This is a genomic window from Massilia rubra (assembly GCF_011682065.1).
GTDB lineage: Bacteria > Pseudomonadota > Gammaproteobacteria > Burkholderiales > Burkholderiaceae_D > Telluria_A > Telluria_A rubra.
The window spans coordinates 1-12,955 of sequence record NZ_VUYU01000021.1 but is presented as its reverse complement, the minus strand read 5'-3'; the positions used below and the strand labels follow the sequence as shown (position 1 = coordinate 12,955).

17 protein-coding genes and 2 pseudogenes are annotated in these 12,955 nt (G+C 54.1%); 5 read left to right on the top strand and 14 right to left on the bottom strand.

Annotation, left to right across the window (positions count from 1 at the left end; all coding sequences use genetic code 11):
• Positions 1-51 precede the first annotated feature (51 nt).
• The 4 genes from tssK (at position 52) to F0185_RS24830 (ending at position 3,338) form a co-directional block, all read left to right on the top strand.
• Positions 52-1,392, top strand: a complete 1,341-nt coding sequence (gene tssK, locus F0185_RS24845; RefSeq protein WP_167229020.1) for a type VI secretion system baseplate subunit TssK — start codon at positions 52-54, stop codon at positions 1,390-1,392.
• A gap of 17 nt (positions 1,393-1,409) precedes the next feature.
• Positions 1,410-2,174 carry a type IVB secretion system protein IcmH/DotU gene (gene icmH / locus F0185_RS24840; protein ID WP_166895462.1) on the top strand — a complete coding sequence of 255 codons (765 nt, stop codon included), beginning with the start codon at positions 1,410-1,412 and terminating at the stop codon, positions 2,172-2,174.
• Between the two features lie 91 nt (positions 2,175-2,265).
• Positions 2,266-2,712, top strand: a complete 447-nt coding sequence (locus F0185_RS24835) for a hypothetical protein (protein WP_167229018.1) — start codon at positions 2,266-2,268, stop codon at positions 2,710-2,712.
• A 53-nt stretch (positions 2,713-2,765) separates the two neighbouring features.
• Complete coding sequence (locus F0185_RS24830) at positions 2,766-3,338, top strand: 3'-5' exonuclease family protein (RefSeq protein WP_167229016.1); 573 nt, start codon at positions 2,766-2,768, stop codon at positions 3,336-3,338.
• On the opposite strand, the gene F0185_RS24825 is transcribed toward F0185_RS24830, so the two are convergent.
• On the bottom strand, positions 3,326-3,871 hold the full coding sequence (locus F0185_RS24825) for an HD domain-containing protein (RefSeq protein ID WP_167229014.1): 546 nt from the start codon (positions 3,869-3,871) through the stop codon (positions 3,326-3,328). The genes F0185_RS24830 and F0185_RS24825 overlap by 13 nt on opposite strands.
• 99 nt (positions 3,872-3,970) lie before the next feature.
• On the opposite strand from F0185_RS24825, the gene F0185_RS24820 reads away from it, so the two are divergent.
• Positions 3,971-4,270: an antibiotic biosynthesis monooxygenase family protein gene (locus F0185_RS24820; RefSeq protein ID WP_167229012.1), complete on the top strand. Its 300-nt coding sequence runs from the start codon at positions 3,971-3,973 to the stop codon at positions 4,268-4,270.
• Positions 4,271-4,414: 144 nt separating this feature from the next.
• On the opposite strand, the gene F0185_RS24815 is transcribed toward F0185_RS24820, so the two are convergent.
• The 13 genes and pseudogenes from F0185_RS24815 to F0185_RS24760 all read right to left on the bottom strand — a co-directional run.
• The gene (locus F0185_RS24815) at positions 4,415-4,801 is read right to left on the bottom strand and encodes a hypothetical protein (RefSeq protein ID WP_167229010.1); all 387 of its coding nucleotides are present in this window, start codon (positions 4,799-4,801) and stop codon (positions 4,415-4,417) included.
• Positions 4,802-4,815: 14 nt separating this feature from the next.
• Positions 4,816-5,208 carry a hypothetical protein gene (locus F0185_RS24810; RefSeq protein WP_223164574.1) on the bottom strand — a complete coding sequence of 131 codons (393 nt, stop codon included), beginning with the start codon at positions 5,206-5,208 and terminating at the stop codon, positions 4,816-4,818.
• Positions 5,209-5,264: 56 nt separating this feature from the next.
• Positions 5,265-5,660, bottom strand: coding sequence for a hypothetical protein (locus tag F0185_RS24805; protein ID WP_167229006.1), 396 nt, complete (start codon positions 5,658-5,660; stop codon positions 5,265-5,267).
• Positions 5,661-5,716: 56 nt separating this feature from the next.
• On the bottom strand, positions 5,717-6,322 hold the full coding sequence (locus F0185_RS24800; RefSeq protein WP_167229004.1) for a hypothetical protein: 606 nt from the start codon (positions 6,320-6,322) through the stop codon (positions 5,717-5,719).
• 645 nt (positions 6,323-6,967) lie between these two features.
• Positions 6,968-7,327, bottom strand: coding sequence for a hypothetical protein (locus F0185_RS24795; protein WP_167229002.1), 360 nt, complete (start codon positions 7,325-7,327; stop codon positions 6,968-6,970).
• 727 nt (positions 7,328-8,054) lie between these two features.
• Entirely contained in the window at positions 8,055-8,480 is a 426-nt protein-coding gene (locus F0185_RS24790; protein WP_167229000.1) for a hypothetical protein, read from the bottom strand.
• Positions 8,481-8,642: 162 nt separating this feature from the next.
• A pseudogene (locus tag F0185_RS35610) lies at positions 8,643-8,890 on the bottom strand (IS30 family transposase); the annotation flags it as partial.
• Positions 8,891-9,169 carry a hypothetical protein gene (locus tag F0185_RS35605; RefSeq protein ID WP_229477171.1) on the bottom strand — a complete coding sequence of 93 codons (279 nt, stop codon included), beginning with the start codon at positions 9,167-9,169 and terminating at the stop codon, positions 8,891-8,893.
• 333 nt (positions 9,170-9,502) lie between these two features.
• A complete protein-coding gene (locus F0185_RS24780; protein ID WP_167228996.1) occupies positions 9,503-10,012 on the bottom strand; it encodes a hypothetical protein in 510 nt (169 codons plus the stop codon).
• Between the two features lie 334 nt (positions 10,013-10,346).
• Positions 10,347-11,371, bottom strand: a pseudogene (locus tag F0185_RS24775) (IS5 family transposase).
• A gap of 109 nt (positions 11,372-11,480) precedes the next feature.
• Positions 11,481-11,885, bottom strand: a complete 405-nt coding sequence (locus F0185_RS24770) for a hypothetical protein (RefSeq protein WP_167228994.1) — start codon at positions 11,883-11,885, stop codon at positions 11,481-11,483.
• Entirely contained in the window at positions 11,876-12,301 is a 426-nt protein-coding gene (locus F0185_RS24765) for a CdiA family toxin C-terminal domain-containing protein (RefSeq protein ID WP_167228992.1), read from the bottom strand. Before F0185_RS24765 ends, F0185_RS24770 begins: the two co-directional genes overlap by 10 nt.
• A 16-nt stretch (positions 12,302-12,317) precedes the next feature.
• On the bottom strand, positions 12,318-12,955 hold a 638-nt coding region (locus F0185_RS24760), incomplete at its 5' end, for a transposase (protein WP_229477170.1).

Sequence of the window (12,955 nt, the reverse complement as noted above, 5' to 3'; positions counted from 1 at the left end):
GCTAATTAGTTTTTCAAATTCGCGCAAAATTTTCCGAAGGGTGCCAACAGCATGTCAAGTAAAGTCCTCTGGGGCGAAGGATTGTTCCTGCGCCCCCAGCATTTCCAGCAGCAGGACCAGTACCACGAGCACCGCCTGCACGAGAGCGTCAAGGCAGTCCATCCCTACGCCTGGGGCGTCAACACGCTGCAGGTTGACCGCGACGCGCTGGCCAACAACGCCCTGCGCGTGCTGGAACTGTCGCTGCGCTTCCAGGATGGCGAGCTGGTCGACGCGCCGGGGGCCGATGCGCTGCCCGAGACGGTCGACCTGAGCCAGTTGCTGCAATCGCAGCAAACCGTCACGTTTTACGCCGCCCTGCCCGCCTTCAAGCCGTTCGGCGGCAACTTCGCGCCGCTCGGCCAGACCGCCAACGCGGCCCGCTTCGTCCAGGCCAACGCCGACACGCCCGACCTGTACACCCAGGCCGCGCAAGCCCAGCTGACCTACCTGACCAAAAGCGTGCGCCTCATTTCCGAGTTCGAGCCGCGCGACTCGTACACCCACTTCCCGCTGCTGCGCCTGCGCCGCGTGGCCACCGGCGGCTTCGAGATGGACCCGGGCTTCGTGCCGCCGAGCATGTCGGTGCGCAGCGCCCCGATCCTGTTCCTGCAGCTGCGCCGCCTGATCGACGCCCTGCAGGCGAAGGTCAGCGCCCTGTACGGGCACCACCGCGAACCGAGCAAGAATGTGATCGAGTTCCGCTCCGGCGACATGTCCTCGTTCTGGCTGCTGCACACGGCCAGTAGTGCGTATGCCTCGCTGACGCACTACTTCCATCACCCGGCGCTGCATCCGGAACGCCTGTACGAAGCGTTGCTGGGCGTGGCGGGCGCCCTGATGACGTTTTCGAAGAGCTGGACCCTGGCCGACCTGCCGCCTTACCAGCATGCCGATCCGGGACCGGCGTTCGCGAAACTGAACATGATCATCCGCGACCTGCTGGACACTGTAATCTCGTCGAAGTACTTCGCCATTGCGCTCGATCTAATCAAGCCGTCCTACTATCTGGGCTCGCTCGAGTCCGGCAAGATCGACGACAAGACGGTGTTTTTCCTGGCGGTGTCGGCCAACCTGCCGGCCATCGAACTGGTCGACGTGGTGCCGCTGCGCTTCAAGATCGGCGCGCCCGACGACGTCGAGAAATTCGTGCTCTCGGCCATGCCGGGCGTGCGCCTGCAGCACGCGCCGCAGGTGCCGCCGGCGGTGCCGGTACGCCCCGACACGGTCTACTTCACGATCGAGGCCAAAGGCCAGATGTACGAACGCATGATGCAGGCGCAGTCGATTTCGATTTATGTTCCTGAAGGCCTGCGCGAGCTGTCCCTGGAACTGATTGCCGTAACCTCCTGACCCAAGGAATTGCCCAGATGACTACCACCGCACCCTCCCTGATGGCCGGCGGGCCTGTTGCGCCCGCCGCGGGAGCGACCCCGCAAACGCTGCTCGACCTGATGTACGAAGGCTTTTACGCGCTGTTCATGCTCAAGAACGGCAGCGGCCCGCAGAACAACGCCGATTTCCAGCGCAAGACCACCCAGTTCCTCGAAGACTTCACGCGCGGCGCCAAGAAGCAAGGCGCCTCGGCCGACGACATCGACGCCTCCAAGTACGCGTTCTGCGCGGCGGTCGACGAAATCATCCTGCGCTCGAACTTTTCGATCCGCGACGAATGGGAACGGCGCCCGCTGCAACTGGTGCTGTTCGGCGACCAGCTGGCCGGCGAGAATTTCTATCACCGCCTCGAATCGCTGCGCACGCGCGGCAGCACCCATTTGCAGGCGCTGGAAGTGTTCCATATGTGCCTGTTGCTGGGCTTCCAGGGCCGCTACATCCTGGAAGGGTCGGAAAAGCTGAACTACCTGACCGCGCGCCTGGGCGACGAAATCGCCAACATGAAGGGCCGCCGCGGCGGCTTCGCGCCGCACGCCGACCGTCCCGACCAGATCGTGCACAAGCTGCGCAGCGACCTGCCGCTGTGGGTGCTGTGCTCGGTGTTCGGGCTGATCTGCATTCTCGGCTACATCGGCCTGCGCACCTCGCTCAACAAGAGCACCGATGAACGCATGAGCGCGTACAACGACGTGGTCAAGCTGGCGCCGCGCGCCGCCAACCTGACCATTACCTTGCCGTGACGCCGCGCCCGGACCGGATCATCGTCATGAACTGGTTCGGCGCGCCGGCGCCATCGGCAGTCCGGCGCGGCGATGTTCGGGGACACGGCGAGTGAAACCGGTCGCCTGGTTTTCGCTCGGCGCCGCAGCCGGCGCGCTGATGCTGGCCGCCGCCTGTTTTTTTTGGAGCGCGGCGAAACCGGTGCACGTGTACGTGCTCGACGCCCCCATGCTGCTCGCTGCCGACAGCAGGGACAAGAACCTGCACTTGCTCCCCAAAGGCACGACCCTGTATTACGACCAGGGCTTTCCGGAAGGTGTGGAGCGCTACAGGGTGTACGTCAACCTCGACCACAACATCTTGAAATTGAAGCAGCTCGACGATCCGACCCGGATCACCCCGATCCGGGCGCAGGCGATCGAAGCGCATGAACTGAAACGCGCGTTGCGCGACTATCCGCTGACGAAAACCGAACTGCAAGCCATCCTCAAGTCCGACGCCATGACGCGCGCCGAGATCAAGGCCGTGTTCGACGATTTTCTGCACAACAGCCCATGAGCGCGGGCGCCGCGTGCCTGACCCGCGCGCGCCACTGACGAATCAGGACAACAATGAAACCGGAAATCTACATCAGCACCGACATCGAAACCGACGGCCCGATTCCGGGTCCGCATTCGATGCTCAGTATCGGATCGGCCGCCTACCTGGCCGACAAAACCTGCCTCTCCACCTTCAGCGCCAACCTGGCATGCCTGCCGGAGGCGGCGGCGCACCCGGACACCGCCGCGTGGTGGCTGACCCAGCCCGAGGCCTGGGCCGCCTGCCGCGCCAACCTGGAAGCGCCGCAGGCGGCCATGCAGCGCTACCTGGCATGGGTCAAGTCGCTGCCCGGAAAACCGGTGTTCGTGGCCTACCCCGCCGGCTTCGATTTCTTGTTCGTGTACTGGTACCTGATCCGCTTCACCGGCGAAAGCCCATTCAGCCACTCGGCGCTCGACATCAAGTCGTACGCCATGGCGGTGCTCAAGCGCGGTTATCGCGACAGCACCAAGCGCAACATGCCCAAGCACTGGTTCGATCCCCTGCCCCATACGCATGTGGCGCTCGACGACGCCATCGAACAGGGTGCAATGTTCTGCAATATGCTGGCCGATAACCTGGCGGGTGGCCGTCAGGACGGATAGGCGGCGATCTTGGCCGCGAGGCGCTGCGCCAGGAAGCCGTGCGCCACTCCCAGGGTGTCGAGGATCAGGCTTCCTTCCTTGCCGTAGGCGCTGACCTTTTCGGGCGGCCAGTAATGCGGCGGCGCTTCCAGGTTGCAGATGCGGTCGGCCAGCTTGACGCACCAGATGCCCTTGGGCTGCTGCACGATTCTCGCCAGGCTGTCGGCCATGGCGTCGGCTTTCGGCAAGTCGGGCGCCTTCGACAAGGCGGCCACGCCTTCGGCCACGGCCAGGCCGAATTCGGTCACCAGCGTGGCGTGCGCGACCTCCTGGTCTTCCATCGCGTCGTGCAGGATGGCGCACGTCATGGCCACGCCGATGCCGTCGATCGGCTCCTGCGCATGGGCGGCGAGCAGCTCCATGCCGACCATGCCCAGATGGACCAGGTAAGGCATCTCGGTGCCTGGGAATTTCTGCTGTGCGTGCGCCACGGCGGCGAAGCGCCAGGCTTTGATCCAAGCTTCCTGAGATGCGTAATCGATTTGCTGTGTCATGATTCCTCCGTTAGCGCATCTTATCGCAGCAGGCAGACCTGCGTGCGACCCGATAGAATATGGGCACGCCGGCAAAGGCCGGCATCAACAGGAGAAAACATGTTCAGGGAAGTCGCGGAATTGAAGGTCGCTGCGGGAACGGAGCAGCAGTTCGAAGCAGGCGTGCAGCAAGCCGTCGAACTGTTCAAGCGCGCCAAAGGGTGCCATGGCATGCGCCTGGAGCGCTCGGTTGAGGAGCCGGGAAGCTATATGCTGTTCGTCGAGTGGGAAACCATCGAGGACCACATGGTGCATTTCCGCGAGAGCGAGGACTTCCAGGAATGGCGCCGCTTGGTGGGTGGTTTCTTCAGCGCGCCGCCGCGGGTTTTTCATACCACCAGCGCGGTGCAAGGGTTCTGAGCGAGGCGATTGTCCTGAGCCGCATGCATGGGACGCCGTGGCGGGCAGCTTCGAGCCCGCCATGGGCGCGTTGAAGCGGCCTTCTCAAGGTTCCCCTTGCGCGCCCCCTCTTTGACTTGTCGGGCGCATCGTCCGGGAAGTCTGTCATCGCTGATACCGATGAATCAATTTCTCTACATTGCGTTTCAACGCGTCCGCATCGGTGGGAAAACTGGCGCAATACGCCTCGGATGCGACTTGTACCAGGGCGACGAATTCGCCGATGCTCAATCCCGGACCTTCCATCTCGCCGATGAAAAAACTTACTTCATCAAAAAGGGTTGAAGGTTCCCAATCCTGATCCAATACATAGCCCAAGCCTTCACGGACGGTGCAGCCATGCCCGTTGGCGGCATCAACGACAAGCTGGGGGAAGGACATTTTTCCACTGTCCAACATTGTCTCGATCAAATAATAGAAGTCAGCGCCGCCAAGGCCTTGGGCATCGAACTGCTCCTTCGCCATGATCAGCCATGTTTTATCGTTTTTCATCTTTTCAATTCCGGCTATGTTTGCACAATGGCCAGGTCATCCCTGAACTCGCGCCGCTCATCATGTCCAAGCATGCTCATTAAGTCTTCCAGGGCGGAATCGTCAAGGATCGCAGCAATTTTATTGCGGTGGAATTCATCGAAGCTGGGCGATTGCCTCCCAGCAGCCAGGAGCAATACCACAATTTCGATCATCAATTTTTCGACCGGTCGCTGAAGTGATGGCACAATCTTCTCGTAAGCAAATTCACTTTGCTGCTCGTATCTGTCCCAGCCAGTGCCCCAGTCACTGTTGAAATTGCCGGGAATTCTGGAGTACTGATACAGATGATCCAGAAAACGCCAATGAATCAGCTTGTAGGGAACCCGTTCGCCGTCGGGCCAGGTGTCATTTGCAAAATCATACACATTCAAGTCCTTTTTCGATGCGATTCGCCTATTTTCATTCTATTTGGCAGATCACCTTACATCAACCTCAACAAAGCAAGATCGGCCCGGAATTCCGCCAATTCATCGCCATCCAGGGTTCCCAGCAAGTCGCCTATCTTTCTTCCATCAAGTATTTTTACGATTCGTTTTTGGGTGTGCTGTTCGAATTGCGCAGATTGGCGCCCACCAGCCATGATCGTAGATATAACCTCCAGCATCAGGTTTTCGATCGGCAATTCAAAGGACAATTCCAGGTTATCATAAGCAAAGGCACTTTCGTGCTCATTCCCCACCCACTCGCCGAAAATTCTTTTAGATACGCTGAACTTACTGCTACAGTAGATGTAATAGCACCGCAAAAATTGATACCGGATCAGCTTGTAGGGGATTCTTTGTCCATCTGGGAATTCATCATTAAGAAAATCATACATGTGTCGCCCCCCGATTCATCTATGTTTCAACATCCGGCAACCGCACAACCAGCCCATCACACCGGATTGCCGACCGCCGGCACTGGCTCATCGAGATGACGTGTCACCATTGGGCTCCCGTCACGAATGGCGTATAGCTCATCGAGGGCAACCGGATCGAATACGATGGGAGCCGGACAATAGCCGGACGCCTCCAGTGCCTCCTTGAGCCGGAAAAACGATTCAAGGGGGCCATACAGCGTCATGGTGGCGGCTTGGAAGTCGACAGAATCTGCCTGCCCCGGATACAAGCGCTGGGCGGAACGTTCTTCAAAGCTCTTCCATGTTGCCTGGATTAAGCTCAAGAACGGGATTTTACTGTCGCCCACGGAGCGAAGGTCCACGATAATGCGTCCCCATGTCGCATTGCCGATCAAACGGTCGGTTCCCGCTGGCGGATCGGAAACGATACCGCCACAGCCCAGACAGCGACTCTGTCCGGACGCCATGTCGGTACCGCACATCTCGCAGGTTCTCATCTTCTCTCCGCAATAGGTCGAACGCAGCACGAAATTCGTAGAGGCGTTCGAGTTGACTTGGTTCGTCCGCATTGTAGCCGGCAATGCCGTCAACCACATTCGGACACCAACTGCATGCGTTTGTTCGACATCGTCTTTCGCCATGCGGGCACGGCATTCCCGATATAGAGCCATGCATCTTACGCCGGTTCAGCCCTGCAAGCGACCGGCATAATGAAGCCGGCGGCAGTCTTGATTACAGTGCCGCTGCAAACAGCCAGCATTTGAGCAAACGAACAGTTAGCTTATCTGACACCGTTCCAGCTACTCGCGGAAAAACTTCAGTCTCCTAATACCTGAATCGCACTCCCAGAACCTTCAATCTCAGGCCGATCTCTATCAAAATTGCATCGGCCACCTCGATAACTATATGCCGATTCTCCAGTAGCTCGTCAACAACCCGTTTTGCCGCCCCCAGCGAATACTCGAACCTCTGCCTTAACAGTTGATTCAAGCCGACTTTATTGAAACCAGGTTCCCATCCATCCAACACGATTTTTGCCATCACTTATTCACTTCAATAACCATGTTAATCGGCAACTTTTCTGAATTCGCTCCAATAGCACGCTGTCCACCTTTATTCACAAACTCAACTACTATTGAGCGCTACTTATGCGATGAGACAGAGCATATAATCGCATTGCCACTCAGGCTGAACGGTTAAAAATCAACCATCAATTCTTCAGATAGCGATTAGCCCACCTCGACAAGCCACTCCCCCAAGTGGATAAACCTGATTAGCAAAATGTCTTAGCGAGCTGCTACAACAACTCCGATTAGCTCATCGTAGGCGCGCCCATCCAAATCATACCTACCAATATCACGCAAATCTATTTTTTTCAAAGGCAATTGAATCCTATTCACAAAACAGAATTGCTCCAAATTCCTAAAAAATACACATAAATATGGCATGTATCTACCCCCAAATATATTAAGTATATCCATATCAGAAACAATCCACACATCGGGCAAGCAGAGATCAACCAGCCCATATTTTCTAATGTGAATATCACCCGTCTTACCTCCGAATTCTACCGTTAAGATCTTATTCTCTTCCAAATAAGAAATCCCCAGCAAGCTAAAATAATCATTGGGAATTGCTTTAATCATAATGTCCACCTCGCTATAAGTCTATATTCAAGTATGGACTATGCATATCGACAAATATTTCCCACGCCATAGCGCCACGCCTCAGAAATTTCGATGGCGTCTGAGTATATCTAAGCTCTGCAAGATTTGATATTTTAATCCACCAACTGGAGAAACTTTATGAGACGCTCAAAAACCTCTACCGTGGAGCTTCGGGAAGATGCAGTAAAACTGGTTCTGACACAAGGTCTCAAGTTGGAGTGTACCGTACTACGCCTGACGATTTCCAAGTGTACGCTGACCAGCTACGGATGGGTACATGATCCCACGAGTCGCCACACCTCACGCTTGCAATCCAAGGGACGTTCAAATAGGCGCTTGCTTAAAATATCAGAAAGCCCTACCGAATTCCGACATTGTTTATATTAATTAACACCTGCCAAGCAGCGGCACTCATGAAATGCAAAAACCACTTTACCTATCGGCCTTAAATATATTTCCCCGCTAGTACATAGTTCATTAAATTGCACAGAGGTGAATTCCAGGACTTCAATCGGTCCACTTTGCCCTGCCTCAACTCGTTTGACCTCACAAATTGTTTCAATATATTCACCACATCTTTCTATTTTTATAAAATAACAATTTTTCCTATAAAAAGAAATAGATTCAAGCTCATAAAAAGACAAAATTTTTAATCTCCCTTCCTTTACTTTGAAAAAATACCTCTAAATCAATCATTTAGTGAAAATCACTTTGAAACGTATTTTTTCCAAGCTTTGTTGACGGTATAGGTGGCACCAATACCGGCATCTAAAATACGAAATTGACCAAGCGCCCCAGCTATTGATTCAATAGCGACCATATGAGCTTTTTGCCTAGGCACTTGCAATTCCGCTCCAATAATACCTCTATTCGCTAACAATACGGTATTCTGTTCCGATACCATTCCGCCACCCCAGACCGCATTGTTTGCTTTCCATGCGTTCGGCTGTTTTGGAAGAGTCTCAGCGTTCGACCACTCACCAATCTCCTTGACCATCTGAGCTTCAGTGACGCCGTTAGTTATGCTTTGTGCTGTTGCAGACACGAATGATTCATTTTCAAATTGTGATAATGTACCTTCTGGAACGCGATTTGAAACCTCATCGAGCCAAGGAGCAATCAACGAACTCATACCGGTGGGACTCTAGCTGAGTGTGCCATGCCTGCCACGTCAGTCGGAGTATAACCTTGGGATCAAATACAGTTTTGGTAGTCTCGGCTTTCCCAAGAAGGCTATATTTCACTTCATAAAATCCATTGGGACCGGGAAACTTCGTAGAACTAACCTCCGTTCCTCTGGAGGGCGGATATGGATGCTCTGCATCTCTTGGATCTGACCATGGCGGTCGGTGCCCCGGCTGCGCGGTTTGCGCACTTGCTTGTGATGGCGCAGGCAGCTGATCAGCTCACGTTTGAACTTGCCACACGGATGCAGATAGATGGCATTGTAGATGGTCTCGTGGGACACAGATTTTTCTGGATTTTCGGCCAAAGGAGCTTGAGTTTGCGCGCAATTTGCTCCGGCGACCAGAGCAAACCAAGCTATTCTAACAAGGCATACCATTCAGAAACAGGCATGCCTTTTTGGACAACCGAGGAACAATAAGACATCACCGAACTCAATGCAACGTTTCCTTGCAGCCTAAATCTAATATACGACACTACCAATATACTGCTCTTTTCACCAAGAAGCTGAAACTCACGGATATCTAAATCTGAGAATTCAAAAAATGAATTCACACTTTCCTCCTCAGATAAAGAAATATCTCGAGCAAGAACTAAACAAGCCTTTTCATATAGATCTGGAGTCAAATTTTTCATATTCATACAAAGCAAAAAAATATTGCATTTACAAATTAATAGATATACTCAATATTTTCACAAACACCATGCGTCACCGCGTATACAAACCAGTAATAGTCTCAGGAATTCCTTTCGAATTGAAATTCCTCATTTTCGTGTTTAAACTCCCACACTCAATATTTACACGAGGAGCGCCAAATGATATATTTCGAATTGCCAAATCACTATTTTCAATATAGGGCGGCATACGAATGGGATAGAGCAGCACCTTATGTTGCCACAGTAAAAAAATCCCGCCATCATTGCTAAGTGGGCCTCCGTTTGTTGGCACTCCCCTGGACTGATCCATGATCAGATTCGGAATACGGAATCAGGAGTCAGAATTATTTCAATTGGATGATCATACCAGTCCACTCTCGGCCAATAGGTGCCATCGTCACGGACAACTACAATATGTGCATTATCACGATTGTGTCCAAGAATTTGATCGACCTCTTTTTCCAGCAACGCTGTGAGAGCATCAATTTTCCCATTCTTAACTATCGCAACTAGGGCCGCCGATACCTCATGACAGTGTGGGCATTCAAGAATGTGGTTCTTCGTATAAACATCTTCATCAAACAAAATTACATTCTTAACCTGTGAATCGCCACAGTTCCAGTGCAAAGCGCCTTGCTGCAAAGAATATAACCTAAATGATGGAGCAATCGCTCCCCCATCGTCTCGCAGCCAAATTACATCTTCACCAATTTCATAGGTTATCCCAGATACGGCGCCCCACTGAAAACGAGCCGAGTTCAGGATTTTGACGTGACAACCTGGACAGAATATATTCCCAATAATTCTCGCAGAATCCGACATGACGCCTCCCAATTCTCACTTTTTTAGAAGATTAATAAGCTCATCCGCAGTCATAAACTATTTGCGGGTATCAAAATGCAAGTTTCTTTGTAAATTCATAAATGCGAGCGATCCGGACAATTGTGGCGGAGCGTACCCAAAGGCGTCCCCTTATACATAAAAGAGGTGTACGTGGAAGTTCAACTACTGAAGGGCACCTCGAATTACTGGCAAATTCCGCGTAATTGCCGCTTGCGATGCCGGCGGATGCGTTTTTTGATGCCAGGCCGAGCTGTTTCGTACCCGTTTACAGGCGCTCAACCTCATTTTGCGCAGTCCGGACGGACTGCGGGCGTCAGAAGGCCTCGACCCTGGCCTCCCTCAAGTAGACCAGACGCCGCAGATTGTACGCAGCGACTTTCCAGTTGAGCTGGAGCGTGGCGCGCGCCAGCCCGATTGTGCGCAGGCCCTTGCCGCCCATCTCGGCGAGGCCGGCAAACACATGCTCTACCCGGGCGCGGGTCTTGGCGATGCGTGCGTTACGACGCTTTTGCGCCTCCGAAATGGGCTTGTCCTTGCTCCCTTTGCGCTGGATGTGAATGCGCCAGCCCTGCCGGGTCAGCCTGTCCTCGCGCTCGCCATCCACATACCCCTTGTCGGCCAGGATGTTGCGGTTCGTGTTAGCCGGATCGAGTACATCCTCGAAGTGCAGCGTGTCGTGCTCGCTGGCGGTGCTGACCTTGATCTTGCGTACCAGCTTGTAGCGTTTGTCCGCGTTAGCCGATACCTTGTAGCCGAAGTAGGACTTGCCGTGCTTCTTGGTCCAGCGCGCATCCATATCTTTCTGCCGGCGCTTCGCAGGCTTCCAGTCGACTGGCATGGCGCCTTCGCCAACGAGCGACTTTTCCTCTTTGCTCATCGACTGCTTCGGGGCCTGCACGATGCTCGCGTCGATCATCTGGCCGCCACGCGCAATGTAGCCGTGCCTGGAAAGCTGACGGTTGACCGCGTCAAAGATGCTCTCGCTGGCGCCTGCCTTGATCAAGCGCTCCTTGAACGTCCAGATCGTCGTCCGGTCCGGTATCTGACTGCTGGCACGCAATCCGACAAAGCGCTGGAAGCTCAGGCGGTCGAGCAACTGGAATTCCATTTGCTCGTCGCTCAGATTGAACAACTGCTGGATCAGCAGACGCGAACCATCAGTTCGGTCGGAAATGGGGGACGGCCGCCGCGTTCGCGGCTGGGGCGTGGAGCCGCTTTATCAACAGCATCGGCAAGCGCGACGAAGTCGACATGCTGCTCCATCACCTTCAGCGCATCACCAAGCTTGTTCAGCTTGGCTTCGCGTTCTTGGTTGGCAAACAGGCTTGTTTTGATCATGAAATTGGGGCGGTAACACTAAGCCGCTATGATGCCACGGCTGGGTAGGTTTTTCGAGGTGCCCACGAGTTACCGTCGTTGTTGATCGATTAACACCGAGTCCTACACGTCACATATCTGCATATTCTTGCAGGTTGTAACGTTGAATTAACGTTGCTGCCTTTTCTCGGCGTGCTTCGTTTCCTTCACTTTGCCTCATTAGCTCTGCATAAAGACCCCGTGCAAACTCATTATATGCATATAGGCCTGCTTCACCAGGATTGAACAGTAGGTCACTGATGACCACAAAGTCAACAGGTGCATCCTTCGCCCCGTTGCCGTGCGGCAAAAGATAAAACTCTACCTCATCTTCGTACCGTAACCCGCGATACGAATACAAAAGGTCCAAGTTTGAGGCCATGCCCGGTATATCGAAAAGGCCAAAATCGCTTCGAACAATATCTTTCAATGCGTAATTTAACAAGGTATTCAGATTTTCATTAGTGTTAGCGAATTTAAAATTTATCAAGGCCATGGTGCTGCTCCTGCTGGATAAGCTGTTTTAACATTCGGAATTCCGCCGGGGCCTGGCGCAACAGCCACTTTCCACTGGATTCCACCAACATTAACCAGAAGTAAATCCGGCACGGTAGCCCCAGACTTAATGTATTGGTTAATTGCGGATTGGGAGGCAGATTGTGCCATTTTCGTCATTTCTGCGCGTGGATAAATTACGGGATCGAAGACAGTCTTTGTCGCAATATTTTTATTGGGCAGTTGGTATCGAATTGTCGTCATTCCTTCCGCACCTGAAACCTTGGTTAAACTCACAACAATACCGTTGTTTGCGTCCAGCGCAGCCATAAACGCTTTCTCATCATGTGTCCCATAAATATTCATATTGGTTGGCGAAAACGCTGCAGCACCTTCATCAAATAGGTGAACATCCAATGCGCTATTTCCGGCTCTACGCCCTTTTCAGTGGAAATGGACGTCCGGCGCGGTAGATGGTAGATCGGATCGGCGCGGCCGGTTGCATCGGATTGATGGGCAAGTTCTTTAGTTTGGACATGCGAAGGTAGGCGATGGCGACGAAGTTTTTCACGGTGCGAAATCCGCGCGCGGCCCGTTTGGTCTGCTGGAGCATGCCATTCATCGCCTCGACATAGGCGTTGCTGCGCCCATCGAGCATGCCGCGCACGACGCCGGCCAGGCGTTCCTTGAGCGTGGTGGCGAGCTTCTTAAATGGATCGAGCCGGCTGCGCCGTGCCCACGAGATCCAGCTCTTCAAGGCGGCCTCGGCCTGCTGCGGGCAGTTGCTCGTCACGCCGGCGGCGTAAGTCGAGCGCAGCCCTTCCTTCAGGCGCCACGCGCGTGCGCTCTTGAGGTTCGAACGCTGCAGCCGGTACATTGTGTTGATCTGATCGACGCTCCAGTCAGCATGATCCTTGCGCATGCCCCAGAGCATGCCCTTGAGTGCCTTACGGTCCGTTCCCATCGCTGCCCGCACGACGCGCGGCTGGTCACGCATCTCGTCGCGCCTGACGGCATCCATCGCCTCGTTAGCCAGGGCGATCACATGAAATCGGTCGAAGCTGATCTGGG

Bases quoted from the DNA above. Each gene is read 5' to 3' on its own strand.
- F0185_RS24770 (WP_167228994.1), bottom strand. From the start codon at position 11,885: ATGGCCTTGATAAATTTTAAATTCGCTAACACTAATGAAAATCTGAAT.
- F0185_RS24800 (WP_167229004.1), bottom strand. From the start codon at position 6,322: ATGGCGAAAGACGATGTCGAACAAACGCATGCAGTTGGTGTCCGAATG.
- icmH (WP_166895462.1), top strand. From the start codon at position 1,410: ATGACTACCACCGCACCCTCCCTGATGGCCGGCGGGCCTGTTGCGCCC.
- F0185_RS35605 (WP_229477171.1), bottom strand. From the start codon at position 9,169: ATGAAAAATTTGACTCCAGATCTATATGAAAAGGCTTGTTTAGTTCTT.
- F0185_RS24795 (WP_167229002.1), bottom strand. From the start codon at position 7,327: ATGATTAAAGCAATTCCCAATGATTATTTTAGCTTGCTGGGGATTTCT.
- F0185_RS24820 (WP_167229012.1), top strand. From the start codon at position 3,971: ATGTTCAGGGAAGTCGCGGAATTGAAGGTCGCTGCGGGAACGGAGCAG.
- F0185_RS24825 (WP_167229014.1), bottom strand. From the start codon at position 3,871: ATGACACAGCAAATCGATTACGCATCTCAGGAAGCTTGGATCAAAGCC.
- F0185_RS24790 (WP_167229000.1), bottom strand. From the start codon at position 8,480: ATGAGTTCGTTGATTGCTCCTTGGCTCGATGAGGTTTCAAATCGCGTT.
- tssK (WP_167229020.1), top strand. From the start codon at position 52: ATGTCAAGTAAAGTCCTCTGGGGCGAAGGATTGTTCCTGCGCCCCCAG.
- F0185_RS24815 (WP_167229010.1), bottom strand. From the start codon at position 4,801: ATGAAAAACGATAAAACATGGCTGATCATGGCGAAGGAGCAGTTCGAT.
- F0185_RS24830 (WP_167229016.1), top strand. From the start codon at position 2,766: ATGAAACCGGAAATCTACATCAGCACCGACATCGAAACCGACGGCCCG.
- F0185_RS24805 (WP_167229006.1), bottom strand. From the start codon at position 5,660: ATGTATGATTTTCTTAATGATGAATTCCCAGATGGACAAAGAATCCCC.
- F0185_RS24780 (WP_167228996.1), bottom strand. From the start codon at position 10,012: ATGTCGGATTCTGCGAGAATTATTGGGAATATATTCTGTCCAGGTTGT.